This is a genomic window from Marinobacter sp. V032 (assembly GCF_052645435.1).
Genome location: NZ_JBQXYE010000001.1, coordinates 694,165 through 710,169, shown reverse-complemented (window position 1 = coordinate 710,169; position 16,005 = coordinate 694,165). Strand labels below are relative to the sequence as shown.

At 56.6% G+C, this 16,005-nt stretch carries 16 protein-coding genes; 9 read left to right on the top strand and 7 right to left on the bottom strand.

Annotated features, from left to right (window positions below):
* Positions 1 to 176: 176 nt before the first annotated feature.
* The 5 genes from ACUN9X_RS03280 (at position 177) to ACUN9X_RS03260 (ending at position 6,780) form a co-directional block, all read left to right on the top strand.
* Positions 177 to 2,273, top strand: a complete 2,097-nt coding sequence (locus ACUN9X_RS03280) for a 3-hydroxyacyl-CoA dehydrogenase NAD-binding domain-containing protein (RefSeq protein WP_260038669.1) — start codon at positions 177 to 179, stop codon at positions 2,271 to 2,273.
* A gap of 81 nt (positions 2,274 to 2,354) precedes the next feature.
* Positions 2,355 to 3,536 carry an acetyl-CoA C-acyltransferase gene (locus tag ACUN9X_RS03275; RefSeq protein ID WP_445472173.1) on the top strand — a complete coding sequence of 394 codons (1,182 nt, stop codon included), beginning with the start codon at positions 2,355 to 2,357 and terminating at the stop codon, positions 3,534 to 3,536.
* Between the two features lie 103 nt (positions 3,537 to 3,639).
* Positions 3,640 to 4,827 carry an acyl-CoA dehydrogenase family protein gene (locus tag ACUN9X_RS03270; protein ID WP_445472172.1) on the top strand — a complete coding sequence of 396 codons (1,188 nt, stop codon included), beginning with the start codon at positions 3,640 to 3,642 and terminating at the stop codon, positions 4,825 to 4,827.
* 11 nt (positions 4,828 to 4,838) lie between these two features.
* The gene (locus tag ACUN9X_RS03265) at positions 4,839 to 5,996 is read left to right on the top strand and encodes an acyl-CoA dehydrogenase family protein (RefSeq protein WP_445472171.1); all 1,158 of its coding nucleotides are present in this window, start codon (positions 4,839 to 4,841) and stop codon (positions 5,994 to 5,996) included.
* A gap of 10 nt (positions 5,997 to 6,006) precedes the next feature.
* A complete protein-coding gene (locus ACUN9X_RS03260; RefSeq protein WP_445472170.1) occupies positions 6,007 to 6,780 on the top strand; it encodes an SDR family oxidoreductase in 774 nt (257 codons plus the stop codon).
* 93 nt (positions 6,781 to 6,873) lie between these two features.
* Here the strand turns inward: ACUN9X_RS03260 and ACUN9X_RS03255 are convergent, their stop codons facing one another.
* Positions 6,874 to 8,457, bottom strand: a complete 1,584-nt coding sequence (locus ACUN9X_RS03255) for a flavin-containing monooxygenase (RefSeq protein WP_445472169.1) — start codon at positions 8,455 to 8,457, stop codon at positions 6,874 to 6,876.
* A 168-nt stretch (positions 8,458 to 8,625) separates the two neighbouring features.
* Between ACUN9X_RS03255 and ACUN9X_RS03250 the strand changes: the two genes are divergently transcribed.
* The gene (locus ACUN9X_RS03250; RefSeq protein ID WP_445472168.1) at positions 8,626 to 9,255 is read left to right on the top strand and encodes a TetR family transcriptional regulator; all 630 of its coding nucleotides are present in this window, start codon (positions 8,626 to 8,628) and stop codon (positions 9,253 to 9,255) included.
* A 42-nt stretch (positions 9,256 to 9,297) separates the two neighbouring features.
* On the opposite strand, the gene ACUN9X_RS03245 is transcribed toward ACUN9X_RS03250, so the two are convergent.
* Positions 9,298 to 9,678, bottom strand: a complete 381-nt coding sequence (locus ACUN9X_RS03245; RefSeq protein ID WP_445472167.1) for a hypothetical protein — start codon at positions 9,676 to 9,678, stop codon at positions 9,298 to 9,300.
* Between the two features lie 138 nt (positions 9,679 to 9,816).
* Between ACUN9X_RS03245 and ACUN9X_RS03240 the strand changes: the two genes are divergently transcribed.
* Complete coding sequence (locus tag ACUN9X_RS03240; RefSeq protein WP_012137510.1) at positions 9,817 to 10,068, top strand: type II toxin-antitoxin system Phd/YefM family antitoxin; 252 nt, start codon at positions 9,817 to 9,819, stop codon at positions 10,066 to 10,068.
* The gene (locus tag ACUN9X_RS03235) at positions 10,065 to 10,319 is read left to right on the top strand and encodes a Txe/YoeB family addiction module toxin (RefSeq protein ID WP_008938367.1); all 255 of its coding nucleotides are present in this window, start codon (positions 10,065 to 10,067) and stop codon (positions 10,317 to 10,319) included. The genes ACUN9X_RS03240 and ACUN9X_RS03235 overlap by 4 nt, the downstream gene beginning before the upstream one ends.
* Positions 10,320 to 10,405: 86 nt before the next feature.
* Here ACUN9X_RS03235 and ACUN9X_RS03230 read toward each other — a convergent pair whose 3' ends face one another.
* The 4 genes from ACUN9X_RS03230 to ACUN9X_RS03215 form a co-directional block, all read right to left on the bottom strand.
* Positions 10,406 to 10,801, bottom strand: a complete 396-nt coding sequence (locus tag ACUN9X_RS03230; RefSeq protein ID WP_445472166.1) for a hypothetical protein — start codon at positions 10,799 to 10,801, stop codon at positions 10,406 to 10,408.
* Between the two features lie 112 nt (positions 10,802 to 10,913).
* Complete coding sequence (locus ACUN9X_RS03225; protein WP_445472165.1) at positions 10,914 to 11,519, bottom strand: hypothetical protein; 606 nt, start codon at positions 11,517 to 11,519, stop codon at positions 10,914 to 10,916.
* 463 nt (positions 11,520 to 11,982) lie between these two features.
* Positions 11,983 to 12,297: an outer membrane protein assembly factor BamE domain-containing protein gene (gene bamE / locus ACUN9X_RS03220; RefSeq protein WP_260038695.1), complete on the bottom strand. Its 315-nt coding sequence runs from the start codon at positions 12,295 to 12,297 to the stop codon at positions 11,983 to 11,985.
* A 191-nt stretch (positions 12,298 to 12,488) separates the two neighbouring features.
* A complete protein-coding gene (locus ACUN9X_RS03215; RefSeq protein WP_260038697.1) occupies positions 12,489 to 13,601 on the bottom strand; it encodes an NADH:flavin oxidoreductase in 1,113 nt (370 codons plus the stop codon).
* Positions 13,602 to 13,722: 121 nt separating this feature from the next.
* Here ACUN9X_RS03215 and ACUN9X_RS03210 point away from each other — a divergent pair, with 121 nt between their 5' ends.
* On the top strand, positions 13,723 to 14,223 hold the full coding sequence (locus ACUN9X_RS03210) for a winged helix-turn-helix transcriptional regulator (protein WP_445472164.1): 501 nt from the start codon (positions 13,723 to 13,725) through the stop codon (positions 14,221 to 14,223).
* Between the two features lie 68 nt (positions 14,224 to 14,291).
* Here the strand turns inward: ACUN9X_RS03210 and ACUN9X_RS03205 are convergent, their stop codons facing one another.
* A complete protein-coding gene (locus ACUN9X_RS03205) occupies positions 14,292 to 15,605 on the bottom strand; it encodes a DEAD/DEAH box helicase (protein WP_260038701.1) in 1,314 nt (437 codons plus the stop codon).
* Positions 15,606 to 16,005 lie beyond the last annotated feature (400 nt).

Genomic DNA, 16,005 nt, shown 5'->3' with positions numbered 1-16,005 from the left:
CTACATCATGCGCCGAATCATTGATCGCGGCGTTGACCACCTCCACAACATACATTAGTGTATGGACAAACAATACACCAGTGTACGGAAGCGTCTTTTCGGTTTCCGCCACTCAGTTTCATGCGGGGCCGCCACTTCTTGCATTTGCCTCGCCAGTGCCCACAAGGAGCGACTCAATGAGTACCGCGCATTACGACGTAAACGGCGATATCGCCGTTATTCGGCTAGATAACCCACCAGTTAACGGGCTGGGCCATGCCCTGCGCCAGGGTATTGTGGCCGGCATCAAGCAAGCCGAAGAAGACAGCAATGTGAACGCTGTGGTGATCATCGGGTCTGACCGTGCCTTTTCAGGCGGCGCCGACATAACCGAGTTCGGCACCCCCAAGGCGACGGCAGAACCCAACCTGACCACCGTCATCAACTTTCTTGAGACTGCCAGCAAACCGGTTGTCGCAGCCATCAGCGGCGCCTGCATGGGCGGCGGTCTGGAACTGGCGCTGGGTTGCCACTACCGCATTGCCAAGCCCGATGCCCAGATTGCGCTGCCTGAAGTGAAACTCGGTATTCTGCCCGGCGCAGGCGGCACCCAGCGACTGCCCCGCGTGATTGGTGCTGAGCACGCCCTCAACATGATCGTCTCCGGCGCCATCATGCCGGCCAAGCAGTTCAAGGGCAGCGCCCTGTTTGACGATATCGTCGAAGGTGATCTGCTCGAAAGCGCCCAGGCATTCGCCAGCAAAGTTGTCAGCGAAAAGATGCCGCTCAAGCGGGTACGTGACCTGAAAGCCAAGCATCCCAATCCGGCCGGCTTCTTCATGTTTGCCCGCAACACCGTCGGCGCCGTCGCCAAGAACTATCCGGCACCGCTGAAGTGTGTCGATGCCGTCGAAGCCGCCGTCACCATGCCGTTCGACAAGGGCATGGAAGTCGAGCGCAAAGCCTTCGTTGAGCTGCTGCAAACTCCCGAATCCAGCGCCCTGCGCCACGCCTTTTTTGCCGAGCGCCTGACCAGCAAAATCAAGGATGTGCCGTCTGATACCCCAACCCGTGACATCAAGTCCGTCGGCGTGATTGGTGGTGGCACCATGGGCACCGGCATCAGCATCAATTTCCTTAATGCCGGTATTCCGGTGACTTTGGTCGAGATGAAACAGGAAGGCCTCGACCGTGGCGTTGCCGCGATCCAGAAGGTGTACGAAGGCCGCGTTAAGAAAGGCAAGATGAGCGAAGACAAGGCCAAAGCCTGCGTTGATTTGCTCACACCGTCCCTGAGTTATGACGACCTCGGCGATGTGGATCTGGTAATCGAAGCCGTATTCGAAGAGCTGGGCGTGAAAGAATCCGTATTCCAGAAGCTGGACGAAGTCTGCAAGCCGGGCGCCATCCTCGCGTCCAATACCTCCACCCTGGATCTGGACAAGATCGCCAGCTTCACCAAGCGTCCGGAAGACGTGATCGGCCTGCACTTCTTCAGCCCGGCCAACATCATGAAACTGCTGGAAGTCGTGCGTGGCGAGAAAACCGCCAAAGACGTGCTGGCGACGGCCATGAAACTGGCCAAAACCATTCGCAAGACAGCCGTTGTCTCTGGCGTTTGCGATGGCTTTATCGGCAACCGGATGGTCAGCCCCTATCAGCGTGAAGCCCTGCTGATGCTGGAAGAAGGCGCCACCGTGCAGCAGATCGACAAGGCCATCGAAAAGTTCGGCTTTGCGATGGGCCCGCTGCGTATGGCGGATCTGGCCGGCGGTGATATTGGCTGGGCCATCCGCAAGCGTCAGTACAAAGAAAACCCCGACATGAAGAAAGTTGTGGTTGCCGATCGCCTGTGCGAAATGGGCCGCTACGGTCAGAAGACCGGTTCCGGCTTCTACCGCTACGAAGCGGGCAACCGCAATGCCCTGCACGACCCAGAAGTGGATAAGGTCATCGATGACGTCCGCAAGGAGCTGGGCATCACCCCGCGCAAGATCAGCAACCAGGAAATTGTCGAGCGCTGTGTCTACGCCCTGGTAAATGAAGGCGCACGCCTGCTTGAAGAAGGCATCGCCCAGCGCGCATCCGACATCGACATGGTGTACCTGACCGGCTACGGCTTCCCGGTATTCCGCGGTGGCCCGATGCACTACGCCGAACAGGTCGGCCTGCCCAACGTGGTCCGTGCGATGGAGCCGTTTGCCGCCAACCCGAACACCCAGCCAGGTTTCTGGGAGCCCGCGCCATTACTGGTCAAGCGCGCTGCAGAAGGTACCGGTTTTGACGGCAAGTAAGTAAACAGTATTGCCGCTTCACGCAAACGAATAATCTCCGGTGGCGCCAACCAAACCGCCGCCGGTATGAGGAGAATTGATATGTCCAATGATGTCGTCATTGTATCCACTGCCCGCACGCCGCTGGCGAAATCCTGGCGCGGTGCATTCAACATGACCCACGGCGCGACACTGGCCGGTCATGCGATCAAGCACGCGGTCGAGCGCTCCAAGGTCGACCCGAACGAAATCGAAGATGTACTGATGGGCTGCGGCCTGCCCGAAGGCTCCACCGGTAACGATGTGGCCCGTATGGGCGCAATCCGTGCTGGCCTGCCGGTTTCGGTCAGCGGCGCCACCATCAACCGTTTCTGCTCGTCAGGCCTGCAATCGATTGCGATGGCCGCCCAGCACATTGCGGTCGATAAAGTGCCGGTGATGGTCGCCGGCGGTGTCGAGTCGATTTCCACAGTGCAGGCTAACGTCAACCAGAACTACTTCATGGAACCCTGGCTGGCCGAGAACAAGCCCGAGCTGTACTGGTCGATGCTGCAGACCGCAGAAACCGTCGCCAAACGCTATGGCATCAAGAAAGACGACATGGACGAATACGGCGTGCGTAGCCAGCAGCTGGCCGCCAAGGCCCGTGAAGAGGGCAAGTTCGACGACGAAATCGTCCCCATGACGACCACCATGGGCGTTGCCGACAAGGCCACCGGCCAGCTCAGCACCAAAGAGGTGACCATCTCGCAGGACGAAGGCATCCGCCCGGATACCAACCTGGAAGGCGTCAGCAAGATCCGTTCAGCGGTTGAAGGCGGCGTGGTCACTGCCGGTAATGCCAGCCAGTTCTCGGATGGCGCATCCGCTTGCGTACTAATGGACGGCAAGCTCGCCCAGCAGCGCAATATCGAACCACTGGGGATCTTCCGCGGTTTTGCCGTCGCCGGCTGCGAGCCTGACGAAATGGGCATCGGCCCGGTCTTTGCGGTACCCAAGCTGCTCAAACGTCACGGCCTGACCGTCGACGATATCGGGTTGTGGGAGCTGAACGAAGCCTTCGCTGTGCAGGTGCTTTACTGCCGCGACAAGCTGGGCATTCCGATGGAGCGCATGAACGTGAACGGCGGTTCGATTGCCGTGGGTCACCCTTACGGCACAACCGGTTCGCGTCTTACTGGCCACGCCCTGATTGAAGGCAAGCGCCGGGGTGTGAAGTATGTGGTCGTCACCATGTGTGTCGGCACAGGCATGGGTGCTGCCGGGTTGTTCGAGGTGGCGTAACCGCTGCCCTGAATCCGCCTGACACCACCTCGCAGTTCCGCCCGGCGCTGGCCCCCACGCCTTGCCGGGCGGCTCTTTCCTAACCTGTGTGGAGCGAGAGCCCATGGACCTGAACTATACCCCCGAACAAGAGGCCTTCCGTGCGGAGGTCCGGCAATTTCTGCAGACTCATCTACCCGACGATATCCGCGACCGCGTAAAAGGGCATCTGCGCCCGGACAAGGCCATGACCCAGCGCTGGCAGAAAATCCTGTTTGATCAGGGCTGGGGCGCGTCAACCTGGCCGAAAAAGCACGGCGGTACCGGCTGGAGCCCGATCGAACAGCTGATCTTCGAGGAAGAATGCGCCATTGCCGGCGCACCTCGCCAGCTCGATTTTGGCTTGCGCATGGTCGCTCCGGTGATCATGAAATTCGCCAACGACGAGCAGAAAGCGCGTTTCCTGCCCGGTATTCTCAGCGGCGAAGACTGGTGGTGTCAGGGCTATTCCGAGCCTGGCGCAGGCTCAGACCTGGCCTCACTGCGCACCAGCGCGCGACTTGATGGCGACAAGTACATCATCAACGGCCAGAAGACCTGGACCACCCTCGGTCAGCATGCAGACTGGATTTTCTGCCTGGTACGCACCGGCACCGAAGGCAAACCGCAGCAAGGCATTTCCTTTCTGCTGATCGACATGAACACCCCGGGCATCGAAGTGCGCCCGATTATCATGCTCGACGGCGAGCACGAGATTAACGAAGTCTACTTCGACAATGTGGAAGTCCCGGTTGAAAACAGGGTCGGCGAAGAGAATCAGGGCTGGACCTACGCCAAGTTCCTGCTCGGCCATGAGCGCACCGGTCTGGCGAACGTGGGCCAGTGGAAAGCGCTGATGAAGCAGCTCAAAAAGGTTGCCCGCGAAGAGCAGGATGGCGCGCGCCCGCTTATCGAGAATACGCGCTTCCGCGATCGCCTGGCGCAGCTGGATATCGAACTCAAAGCACTGGACCTCACCGTGCTGCGCGTACTGACCAACGAAGCCGGGCCGGGCCCGCAAGCCTCCATTCTCAAGATCCGGGGCACCGAAATCGGTCAGGCCTTGTTTGAGCTGTTGATGGAAGCGACCGGTCAGGACGCCATCGCCCATATCCCTGACGCCCTCGAACTGGATTATGACGGCCCACGGGTCGGCTCTGCCGATGCAACGCCGGCAGCGGGTGACTACTTCAACATGCGCAAGCTGTCGATCTTTGGCGGGTCCAACGAGATCCAGCGCAACATCATTTCCCAGCTTGTGCTCGGGCTTTAAGGAGGCGCGTTATGAACTTCAATCTCACCGAAGAGCAGCAAATGCTGCAGGATTCCCTGCGCCGCTTCCTGACCAACGAATACGGTTTTGAAAAGCGCGGGACAATCATAGAGTCCGGCCAGGGCTTCGATGATGCCACCTGGAAAGCCTTCGCCGACATGGGCCTGCTGGGGTTCACCTTCCCCGAAGACGTTGACGGCCTCGGCGGCAACGCCATCGATACCATGCTGGTGATGGAAAGCTTTGGTCATGCGCTGGTTGTCGAGCCTTACCTGTCGACCGTGGTGCTTTGCGGCGGCCTTGTGCGGGATGCCGGGACCCCAAGCCAGAAATCATCAATTCTGCCCCATGTCGCCAGCGGCGAGCACATGATGGCCTTCGCCCACAGCGAATCAGGTGCCCGTTACAACCTGAACCATGTCAAAGCGACCGCCACAGCAGACGGCGACAGCGGCGACAGCTATAGGCTGAACGGCCATAAAACCGCCGTATTGCACGGCGCGCAAGCGGATCAACTGATCGTCTCCGCCCGCACTGGCGGTGCAACCGCAGATGCTGAAGGGCTGTCACTGTTTATCGTGGATCGTGCGACGGACGGTGTTCAGGTACAGGACTTTGCCACCCATGACGGTCACCGCACCGCCGAAGTCGCCCTAACCGATGTAAAAGTCAGCGCTGAAGCCCTGCTGGGTGAAGCGAATAAGGCCGCACCGCACATTGAAAAGGCCGTCGATCTGGCTATCGCAGCGCTCTGTGCTGAAGCTGTGGGTGCGATGGAAGCCCTCAACGCGACGACGCTGGAATACATCAAAACCCGCAAGCAGTTTGGTGTGGCGATCGGCAAATTCCAGGTGCTGCAGCATCGCATGGCCGATATGTTCATCGCCGCCGAGCAGGCCAAATCCATGTCGATTCTGGCCGCCAGCGAAGCGGATTCCGATGACCGCGCGACCCGCCGCGAAGCCATCTCGATGGCGAAAACCCTGGTTGGCCAGTCAGCCCGCTATGTGGGTCAGCAAGCGGTTCAGTTACACGGCGGCATGGGCGTTACCGACGAAATGTTCGCCGCCCATCTATTCAAGCGCCTGACACTGATCAATCTGTTGTTTGGCGATGCGGACCACCACCTGGCCCAGGTCAGCGACCAACTGCTGGCCGAATCGGCCTGAGGAGCAAACAATGAGCGTTAAACAACTATTCGACCTGTCGGGCAAAGTCGCCCTGATCACCGGAGGTTCCCGCGGGCTGGGTCTGCAAATGGCCGAAGCACTGGGTGAAATGGGCGCCAAAGTCGCCATCACTGCCCGTAAGCAGCATGAGCTGGATGAGGCCGAAGCCCACCTGAAATCCCAGGGCATCGAAGTGATGACACTGGCGGCAGACCTGTCCAACCTCGAAGGCATTCCTGCCACTGTGGATCAGGTGGTCAGCGGCCTCGGCCCGATCGACATTCTGGTGAACAACGCGGGCGCCACCTGGGGCGCACCCGCTGAAGACTACCCGCCGGAAGGCTGGATGAAGGTCATGAACCTGAACGTGAATGCGGTGTTCTTCCTGACCCAGACGGTAGCGAAAAAGTGCTTCATCCCCCGCAACAGCGGCAAGGTGGTCAACATCGCCTCAATCGCCGGCCTGTCCGGTAATCCGGAAGCGATGAAAACCATCGCCTACAACACCAGTAAAGGCGCAGTGGTGAATTTCACGCGGGCACTGGCAGCCGAATGGGGGCATCACAACATCAACGTGAATGCGATCTGCCCCGGCTTCTTCCCGTCGAAGATGTCACAAGGACTGCTCGAAACCCAGGGCGACAGCATGCTCGACCGCATTCCGCTGAATCGCTTTGGGGGTGACGAAGACCTTAAGGGCGCAGCGGTGCTGCTGGCCTCTGAAGCCGGACGGCATATTACCGGCCAGTGTCTGGCGGTAGATGGCGGGACCATCGTGACCTGAGGCCGTTCATGCCTCAAGCAAAGCGCAAAAGGGCCCGGAGGCGATAACCTTCGGGCCCTTTTGCTATGGGCAGCTCAGATACTCAAGCCTGAATCACGCCGGCAACGCCTCTCCCGCCACCGCCTTCAAGGTTGCGGAAGTTTCGCAGTGATAGTGCTCGGCATCAAACTGACTGGTCTGCTGCCGGAAGGCCCAGGTAAAGCTTGGCCAGAGCGTCGTGTTCTTGCCGTTTTCGTTGATATACCAGCTGTTACAGCCACTTTGCCACACCGAGTCGCCTGACTTGGACTGAAGCATCGCGTTGTATTTTGATTGCGCTTTTTCGGCGACTTCAACAGCCTCCCAACCTTCCTGCTTCATGCGGGTCAGCGCGCTCATCACATACTGGATCTGGGATTCGATCATATACACCATCGAACTGTGGCCCAGACCGGTATTCGGCCCCACCAACATAAAGAAATTAGGGAAGCCGTTAACGGTTGTGCCCTTGTAGGCCTCAGCGCCCTCTTTCCAGGCATCCAGCAGGTCTTCGCCATTGCGACCAAAGATCATTCGCGCCGGGACCGGTTCCTGAGCCTTGAAGCCAGTTCCAAAGATAATCGCATCCACTTCCCGCTCAACGCCGTTGCTATCCACGATGCTGTGAGCGCGTATTTCGCCAATGCCATCCGTCAGCACGTCCACATTGCTCTGGGCCAGTGCCGGATAGTAGTTGTTCGACAGCAGAATCCGCTTGCAGCCAATGGTGTAATCCGGCGTCACAGCCTTGCGCAACGCCTTGTCTGGAATCTGGCTGCGAATATGCCGGCGGGCTTCCAGTTCGGCAATTTTCATCAGGCGCGGATTAAGCGCCAGCGCCAGCACGCGGGATTCGAGCTGCCAGTAAATCTTGTTGCGCAAAGCAGACTGAGCCGCAGGCACACGGCGGAACACGGCCTTCTCCCAGCTTTTCATTTCCCGATCCGGCTTGGGCATGATCCACGGCGGTGTGCGCTGGTACAGATCCAGCCGCGCCACATCTTTCGCAAGCTCCGGCACAAACTGAATGGCACTGGCGCCGGTGCCAATCACCGCCACTCGCTTACCCTTGAGATCATACTGATGGTCCCAGTCCTGGGAGTGGAAGCGCTTGCCCTCAAACGCATCAAGCCCCGGCAAATTCGGATAGGCCGGCGTGCTGAGCCCGCCCATGCCTGAAATCAGCACTCTCGCGGTCAGGGTATTGAATGCGGGCAACTCTGGATCATCCCGGTCAAGCGCTTCGCCTGGCTTGAGATCATGCTTTTGCATGTAGGCCCACATTTCGGGGCTACTGGCTGTCTCGACCGTCCACTGGTTACGTTTCTCGTCAAAATGAGCACCCGCAACATGAGTGTTAAACCGGATATGGCGTTTGAGATCGTATTTCTCGGCGCAGTGACGCAGGTAATCGAGAATCTCACTCTGCTGGGCGTACATCCGCGACCAGTTCGGGTTCTGCTCGAACGAGAATGAATAGAGCGCCGACTGCACGTCGCAGGCACATCCCGGATAGTGGTTGTCGCGCCAGGTACCGCCGACGTCATTGCCCTGCTCGAGAATCACAAAATCCTCAAAGCCCGCTTCCTTCAGCTTGATCGCCATCCCCAGGCCGGCAAAGCCGGTGCCGATAATCGCGATTGGGGTTGTCTTGCTCATACTCACCTCGTTGCTGCACTGGCTCGCGCTGAGCCTGATAGTGTTGTCTTGCTTGATCGGTATACAGATGTATACACCCCAAGGTAGACACCTGTATACTTTTTGAATTCGAAAACGCCGCGCTTGGCCCAATCAGACAATCCAAAAGCGCAACAAGGAGCCCTCCCCGTGAGCGTCATCACCGGCGGTAAACACAAACTGATTCAGGCCGCACTGCGCCTGATCACCGAGAGCCGAAGCCTCACATCGCTGGGGCTGCGGGAGCTGGCCCGCGAGGCCGGTCTCAACCCCAACACCTTCTACCGCCACTTCAGCAGCCTTGATGAGTTTGGTCTGAACGTACTGGGTTACATCGCAGAAGAAATGAAAAGCGGCGTGCGGGATTTGCGGCGCATGGCCGAAGATTCCGACCAGGCGGCACGGGAAACCGTGGCATTCGTATACAACTATTTTCTAGCCAACCCCGCCGCGACCACCGTCGCAGTGCGAGAGCTGCATGGCCCCTCGCCAGTCCTGAGGCGGGCACTTGAAGCCCAACTGGATGCCAGCGCCCGGGAAATGGCAGAAGACCTGATCGATCGCAAACTGGTACCCGGGCTCGACGACAGCATCATCCACGAAATCTCCAACATGACCATCCGCTATATCCTTTTCCGGGCCATGGACTACATCGAAAAGCCCGAAAAACGGACACAGATTCAACAGGAGACGGAGCGGTTTATCAACCGGCAATTCAAGGGGGCATTGGTGGAGGCTTTTTCGCCGGAGGCGCTTGCTGAGATGAGGGGTGGACGCTGATTACAAAGGTCTTGGCTAACGTCATGTCGCCATAGTGACTTGTTATGCGTGAATATCAAACCGCAGCTCCCCGCCCCTGATACTTACATCACCAAAATCACCAGCTAGGCTGAACCCACTTTCCGATGCCACTAGTGAATCGATATTGCCATAATCCTTGGATCCGTCTGGGTCTATTGATGGCGGCGCAAGTTCAATAGGCCGCAAACCTGTTATTTCGATTGCCCTAACGAACTCTAAGACTGCACTGCGATAACAGGTGTACTCACCTGCTTTTGGCGTGGAGTAATACCTTGACTCGGGCCAAATGCTGGCTTCGATATAAAATGCCAATCTCCCACCATCTTGAGTCCAGCCAAAGATGAAGGAATCGTTCAAATCGACACCTTCAAAAACTGGCATTTCTCTCCAATCCATCATCATTCACACATAACGCCCGGCTCTCACGCGCCGGTTTGGAGCCGCGAAGCGGCGGAAAATCGGTCGCTGTGCAGCCGATTGTTAAATCCTTTTGCGTACGGTATTCTGTCCATGATCAACATCCTGTACAGGAGCAACCTCATGGATGCCATTAGCTACACAGCCGCTAGAACCAATCTAGCAAAAACCATGGAGCAGGTCTGTGAAGACCATTCCCCTGTGATCATCACGCGGAGCAAGTCCCAGTCTGTGGTAATGATCTCCCTAGAGGACTACGAGGCGCTGCAAGAAACCGCATACCTTCTGCGCGCACCAAAAAACGCACGGCGTTTGCTAGAATCCGTTGCCGAGCTTGAACAAGGCGGCGGTCAAGAAAAGGAACTTCTTGAATGAAACTCATCTTCTCCGAGAACGCCTGGGAAGACTATTTGTACTGGCAGAAAACCGACAAAAAGATTCTTAACCGAATCAACAAGCTGATCAAAGAAACCAAGCGAGAGCCGTTCGAAGGTGTTGGCAAACCAGAGCCGCTCAAACACAGCCTCGCAGGGTATTGGTCTCGCCGGATCAATGAAGAACACCGAATAGTTTACAAAGTTACGGATGACGCTTTGCTTATCGCCCAACTCCGTTATCACTACTGATTTAACGCCCGCAATAAACGGCGCCCTGACAAGGGCGTCCGGTGGAGGCCGTAAGCCGGAACGAATTTGATTGCCTTGTTAGTGGCTTAGGCAACCTCCACCTCAATGATCCCTGGCTCCTGAGCAAAAAGCTCTTTGAAGAATTGAAAGCAATTGTCGGAGACAGTCATCTTGTTTTGACCAAGCAACTTCTCTTTCAAGCTACGGAATTTATGAACCTGAAAGACCCACTCGATTTCTGATGTTGGATCGTTGCCTGTCTCGAAAAATGCACACGCTCCGATCAGATAATTGTTGCCCTCATATTCGAGTTCACTAAACCACCCCCAATCCTCTGCGTCTGGCTCCGTGATAGCGATCTTGCCTTCAAGCTTTGCCCTCAGCCATTCCAGAAGAGATAGCCCATATATTGGGTTTATAGGGTTCTCCTTTTCCTTCGAGACATCAAACATCGATGTTTTGAAATGGATCGCCTCGTTCATACTTCTCCTTGGCCACTAACGCTTTTGTTCAGCGGCGCCCTTTTTGCAGCGAAGCGGAGAAAAGGGCGTCCGGTGGAGGGCCTTTCGGCCCGGAACGAACTGGAACTATTTGTTAGGCTTTGATGGCTCTGGAACTGTGTTGTTGCTTTAGGCTCGGAGCGTCCGTCATGAACCATTCGACCATTTCCCAACGATCCAAAGCACTCGATTCATTGCCCATACTTTTACGGATCTCAAGCAAAAGATCCCCCATTAAAGCGATCCAATCACATACTTTTTCTTCAATCGGCCTCTGATCTTTTTCAGTGTGATAGAAATACTGCATCAGTTTATTGTAGGCGCGAACCACTGAGTCATTAGCTACCAAGGATAGCTTGAAGCCAACTTCACGGTATTCAACAGACAACATCCTTGCCATAGCGAGGTCATTTTTATTCTTTTTTTTGAACTTGGGATCTTTTGCAAATGCTTCTTCGCTGGTGAAAAGCAAAAAGAACGGCTCAAGAATGGCGTTGTATGTTTTGATCCGATCTTCACGCAGCTTATCCTCAAGCTCACGAATTCTTGCGTCTCTTGACTCCACTTTCGCTTGTGATGCCTGAATCTTACTTTTAATTAGCCATCCAAGTCCGCCTAGGCCAAGCAGCAAGAGCGGCGTAACCAGCGTAGCTATTGCGCTGATCGTATCTAGTAGGTCCTTCTCAAGAGGTGACGCCATTATTTCCTCGTTTCTCGATCTGCCTAACATTTGTATATGAGTCCCAGAGACCGATATCCCCGCGCCCGATATCTCATTTTGGGATTTTGCTTCAAACTAGCTGGGAGGCCTTGATACGTCAACGTTCCCGACACGTTCAGGGTAACCAATGCCTCTGACAAATTATCACTGCCACCCATATCCCCGATTTTCATCGTGCAATCCAAGTGATTGAGCCACATGAAGAAATGGCTTTCGCCGGGGGTTGTCTCAAAAATCACAATCACTGCGACCGGTTTTGCATCTTTGAGAAAGGCTATTCGAGCAGTTCACGTTTTCTGTGACGGTGAAGGCTGGCAACCCGATGTGCAGGGAAAGCCGATAACTGGAAGGGAAATGTACGAGGAAGAGAGAAACAGCGTTCAGACTGCAAATACACACCACAGTCTGAACGCTACCGGTTCATGCACAACAATCCGAGGTGTTATTCCCCGGTAGAGTTGTATACGTAGGAATCGACTGTGCCGTCTTCATTGAACCGCACCACCAGATCCGTGGTTTCAGCATCGCTGAAGGCTGACCAGCGGTACTTGCCGTAGGTCCAGGTGCGCTTGCCGTCTTCCATGCCGGTGCGCCAGGGCTCGCCGAACATTTCCTGTACGTCTGCGCGGGTGGTTTTGTCGATTTTGATCTGATCGACGTTGTGGGTGGCAAAATCCTTGCCGACGGTGGCGCAACCTGCAGCCAGTACGACACTTGCCAGAATGCTGGCGCCTAACAGCGACTTCATACGTTGCATATCGACCTCTCCTGAGGATGGGGTTTGAGAACGCTTGATAGGATTATCATACCGATCCACATGCAGTTATCGATTACACATGCGTAATCGAGGCGCCATAAAAAAGCCGCGGAGCATGACGCTGCGCGGCTTTTTCGGGCGGGCTAAGCGCCCCTTTTTAACTCACTTTACTTCGACTCACTTCGAAGCGATCAATACAGCTCTTTCAGTGATTTCTTCGCGAACGGCTCAACTTCGCCGATGCGGCCTTCCTTCACTTTTACCAGCCAATCCGGGTCTTGCAGCAGGGCACGGCCCACGGCGACCAGATCAAACTCGTTGTTGTTCATCCGCTCGACCAGTTCATCGATGCCGGATTGTTCAACCGCTTCTTTCTTGCTGGCGAAGGTACCGCTGATGAAATCTTCGGTCAGGCCAACGCTGCCAACGGACATGGTTGGCTTGCCGCTGAGCTTTTGGGTCCAGCCGGCCAAGTTGAGGTTGGAGCCTTCAAACTCGGTTTCCCAGAAACGACGGGTCGAGGCGTGGAAGATATCAACGCCGGCTTCAACCAACGGCTTGAGGAAGGCTTCGAGCTCTTCCGGTGTATTCGCCAGTTTGGCGTCGTAATCCTGCATTTTCCACTGGGAGAAACGCAGCATGATGGGGAAATCCGGGCCGACACGCTGACGTACCGCTTCGATGATTTCGATCGCGAAGCGCTGACGGTTGAGCATTGAGCCGCCGTATTCGTCGTCGCGCTGGTTGGTGCCTTCCCAGAAGAACTGGTCGATGATGTAGCCGTGGGCGCCGTGGATTTCCACGCCGTCGAAGCCCAGCGCCTTGGCATCCTGAGCGGCGTCGGCAAAGGCATTCACTACATCTGCGATATCTTCTTTGCTCATCGCCTTGCCGTTGGCCTTGCCCGGCGCATACAGGCCTGAGGGGCTGTAACCCGGCACGCTGGGATCAGGTTCCATGCCTTCTTTACGGACTGCACCCACGTGCCACAGCTGCGGGAAGATCTTACCGCCGGCTTCGTGAACGGCATCCACCACTTTTTTCCAGCCGGCCAGTGCTTCGGTGCCGTGGAATGCAGGCACGTTCTCATAACCGTTTGCCGCCGGATGGTTCACGGTGGTGCCTTCGGTGATCAGCAGGCCGATGCCGCCTTCAGCGCGGCGGCGGTAGTAATCCACCACATTTTCGCCCGGTACATTGCCCGGCGAGAAGTTGCGGGTCATGGGCGCCATCGCGACACGGTTACGCAGTGACAGAGACTGGAGTTCAAACGGCTCGAATAGCGGGCCCAGATTCATGGTCATGATGGAATCCTCATTAAAAAGGCGGAAAGACGCTGACTCAGATAGCGGTCAGTTTGGTTTCATAACGAGACCATATTGAATCTGGTTTTATAATGCAACTCTATTAGGTAGACTCACTGATATGGCCAGAAAACGTTTTGATGATTCCAATTGCTCCGTCGCCCGCGCCCTTAATGAGGTGGGGGACTGGTGGTCGCTGCTGATTGTGCTGCACGCTATGTACGGCACCCGTCGCTTCGTGGATTTTCAGAAAGAGCTGGGGATCGCTCGCAATATCCTCTGCGACCGGCTGGCACGGCTGGTGGAAAACGACGTATTGCGCAAGGAAGAAGTCGGCGAACACGGCTCACGGCAAGAGTATCGCCTTACCGACAAGGGCCGCGAGCTGTTTCCGGTGGTTATCGCGCTGCGCCAGTGGGGTGATAAATGGAATCCGGCACCGAATGGCGCGCCGTTGAATCTGCGGGATCGTGAAACCGGCCAGCCCATTGAGCCTATGGCGGTGCGGAGCGCTGACGGCAAACCGCTAACGGTACGAGAGGTGTTTGTGCCAGAAGACGATATTGAGACGCCACTGCAAGATTCCGCCGAGGCGGGAAAGAAGCAAAAGAACGTGGGCTAAAGCCCGTTTTCTGCAGACACAAAAATGCCGGGACAAGCCCGGCATTTTTTATGCGATCAGCACATCAATCAGTCTTGACGACGTGCCTGTCCACCGCGGCCCTGGCCACCTGATGAACGACCGTTACCCTGGCTGTTACCGCCACGGCCACGACTCTGGGCACCGGCCGGACGACCGTTGCCACCGCCATTACCACCGCGACCACGCCCACGGTTCTGACCCGGGTTCGATTTGGGCTTGGCGATAATCTCGCCGGTTGGCTCAAAGCCTGCGACGACTTCCTTGGGCAGCTGCTTCTTGATCAGGCGTTCAATACCTGCCAGCAACTTGCCTTCGTCAGCACTCACCAGCGACAACGCGTGACCACTTTCGCCCGCCCGTCCGGTACGGCCGATACGGTGAACGTAGTCTTCCGGTACATTGGGCAGCTCGAAGTTCACAACCTGCGGCAACTGCTTGATATCGAGACCACGGGCGGCAATATCAGTCGCCACCAGCACCCGCACTTCACCCTGCTTGAAGTTCGCCAGCGCACGGGTACGCGCGCCCTGGGACTTGTTGCCGTGAATCGCAGCTGCAGTGATACCGTCTTTTTCCAGTTTCTGGGTCAAGCGGTTAGCGCCGTGCTTGGTACGGGTGAAGACCAGCACCTGTTGCCAGTCGTTGGTACTGACCAGCTGGCTCAGCAGCGCTGATTTGCGGCTTGGATCGACCGGATGCACGGTTTGCTGGACGTTGTCAGCCGTGGTGTTGCGGGTCGCCACTTCCACCTGAACCGGATCATTCAGCAGGCCAGCGGCCAGTGTGCGAATTTCGCCGGAAAAGGTCGCGGAGAACAACAGGTTCTGACGCTTGGCTGGCAGCAACGCCAGAATCTTGCGGATATCGCGGATAAAGCCCATATCGAGCATGCGATCGGCTTCGTCGAGTACCAGCACTTCCAGCGCATCAAAACGCACGGCATTCTGCTGGTAAAGGTCCATCAGACGACCCGGTGTGGCAACCAGTACATCGACGCCACCGCGCAGCTTCATCATCTGGGGGTTAATCTTCACACCACCGAAAACAACGGTGGAGGACATGTTCATGTAGCGGCCGTACAGGGCGACGCTTTCGCCCACTTGCGCGGCAAGCTCACGGGTTGGCGTGAGGATCAGTGCGCGCACGCCTTTGCCGTTGCGCTGGGTTTCGGACAGGCGCTGCAGCAGCGGCAGTGTAAAGCCTGCGGTTTTACCGGTGCCCGTCTGGGCTGCGGCCATGACATCTTTACCGGAAAGTACCGCAGGAATCGCCTGCGCCTGAATCGGTGAAGGTGTTTCATATCCCTGGTCCTGGGTTGCACGAACCAGCTTCTCGGACAAACCGAGTGCAGAAAAAGCCATATACACAATCTCTTGTGACCCGAAGATGTCATACCCATGCACCAGGCACAGCAGCGCCAGGCATCAGCGGTGATGACCACAGGTCTTGAAAAAAACGACTGCTAGCGCCCGTCTAAAAACGGCGCCGCCCTCTGAAAGGTCGTATTGGAGAGGTTCGCCTTACTTAACTGGCGAGATCCTTCGAGGCAGGAAGGCGCGCAGTCTAACAGAGCACAGGTCAAATAACGAACGACATTCGCGGTTGAAGCGCATTTGTCAGCACAATCCGCAACCTACGGACACGAGAGATCGACAAATTAGGTGTAAATGTGAACTGTCCGGACATTGACCGTTGACGTTAACGTCAATTAGATCTAGTCTCGGCTTGTCTTGCCCCAAAAGGGCGCGGCGGTTGGGAACC

Bases quoted from the DNA above. Each gene is read 5' to 3' on its own strand.
- ACUN9X_RS03225 (WP_445472165.1), bottom strand. From the start codon at position 11,519: ATGGCGTCACCTCTTGAGAAGGACCTACTAGATACGATCAGCGCAATA.
- ACUN9X_RS03270 (WP_445472172.1), top strand. From the start codon at position 3,640: ATGGACCTGAACTATACCCCCGAACAAGAGGCCTTCCGTGCGGAGGTC.
- ACUN9X_RS03230 (WP_445472166.1), bottom strand. From the start codon at position 10,801: ATGAACGAGGCGATCCATTTCAAAACATCGATGTTTGATGTCTCGAAG.
- bamE (WP_260038695.1), bottom strand. From the start codon at position 12,297: ATGCAACGTATGAAGTCGCTGTTAGGCGCCAGCATTCTGGCAAGTGTC.
- ACUN9X_RS03235 (WP_008938367.1), top strand. From the start codon at position 10,065: ATGAAACTCATCTTCTCCGAGAACGCCTGGGAAGACTATTTGTACTGG.
- ACUN9X_RS03240 (WP_012137510.1), top strand. From the start codon at position 9,817: ATGGATGCCATTAGCTACACAGCCGCTAGAACCAATCTAGCAAAAACC.
- ACUN9X_RS03205 (WP_260038701.1), bottom strand. From the start codon at position 15,605: ATGGCTTTTTCTGCACTCGGTTTGTCCGAGAAGCTGGTTCGTGCAACC.
- ACUN9X_RS03215 (WP_260038697.1), bottom strand. From the start codon at position 13,601: ATGACCATGAATCTGGGCCCGCTATTCGAGCCGTTTGAACTCCAGTCT.
- ACUN9X_RS03255 (WP_445472169.1), bottom strand. From the start codon at position 8,457: ATGAGCAAGACAACCCCAATCGCGATTATCGGCACCGGCTTTGCCGGC.
- ACUN9X_RS03275 (WP_445472173.1), top strand. From the start codon at position 2,355: ATGTCCAATGATGTCGTCATTGTATCCACTGCCCGCACGCCGCTGGCG.
- ACUN9X_RS03210 (WP_445472164.1), top strand. From the start codon at position 13,723: ATGGCCAGAAAACGTTTTGATGATTCCAATTGCTCCGTCGCCCGCGCC.
- ACUN9X_RS03260 (WP_445472170.1), top strand. From the start codon at position 6,007: ATGAGCGTTAAACAACTATTCGACCTGTCGGGCAAAGTCGCCCTGATC.
- ACUN9X_RS03280 (WP_260038669.1), top strand. From the start codon at position 177: ATGAGTACCGCGCATTACGACGTAAACGGCGATATCGCCGTTATTCGG.
- ACUN9X_RS03265 (WP_445472171.1), top strand. From the start codon at position 4,839: ATGAACTTCAATCTCACCGAAGAGCAGCAAATGCTGCAGGATTCCCTG.
- ACUN9X_RS03245 (WP_445472167.1), bottom strand. From the start codon at position 9,678: ATGATGATGGATTGGAGAGAAATGCCAGTTTTTGAAGGTGTCGATTTG.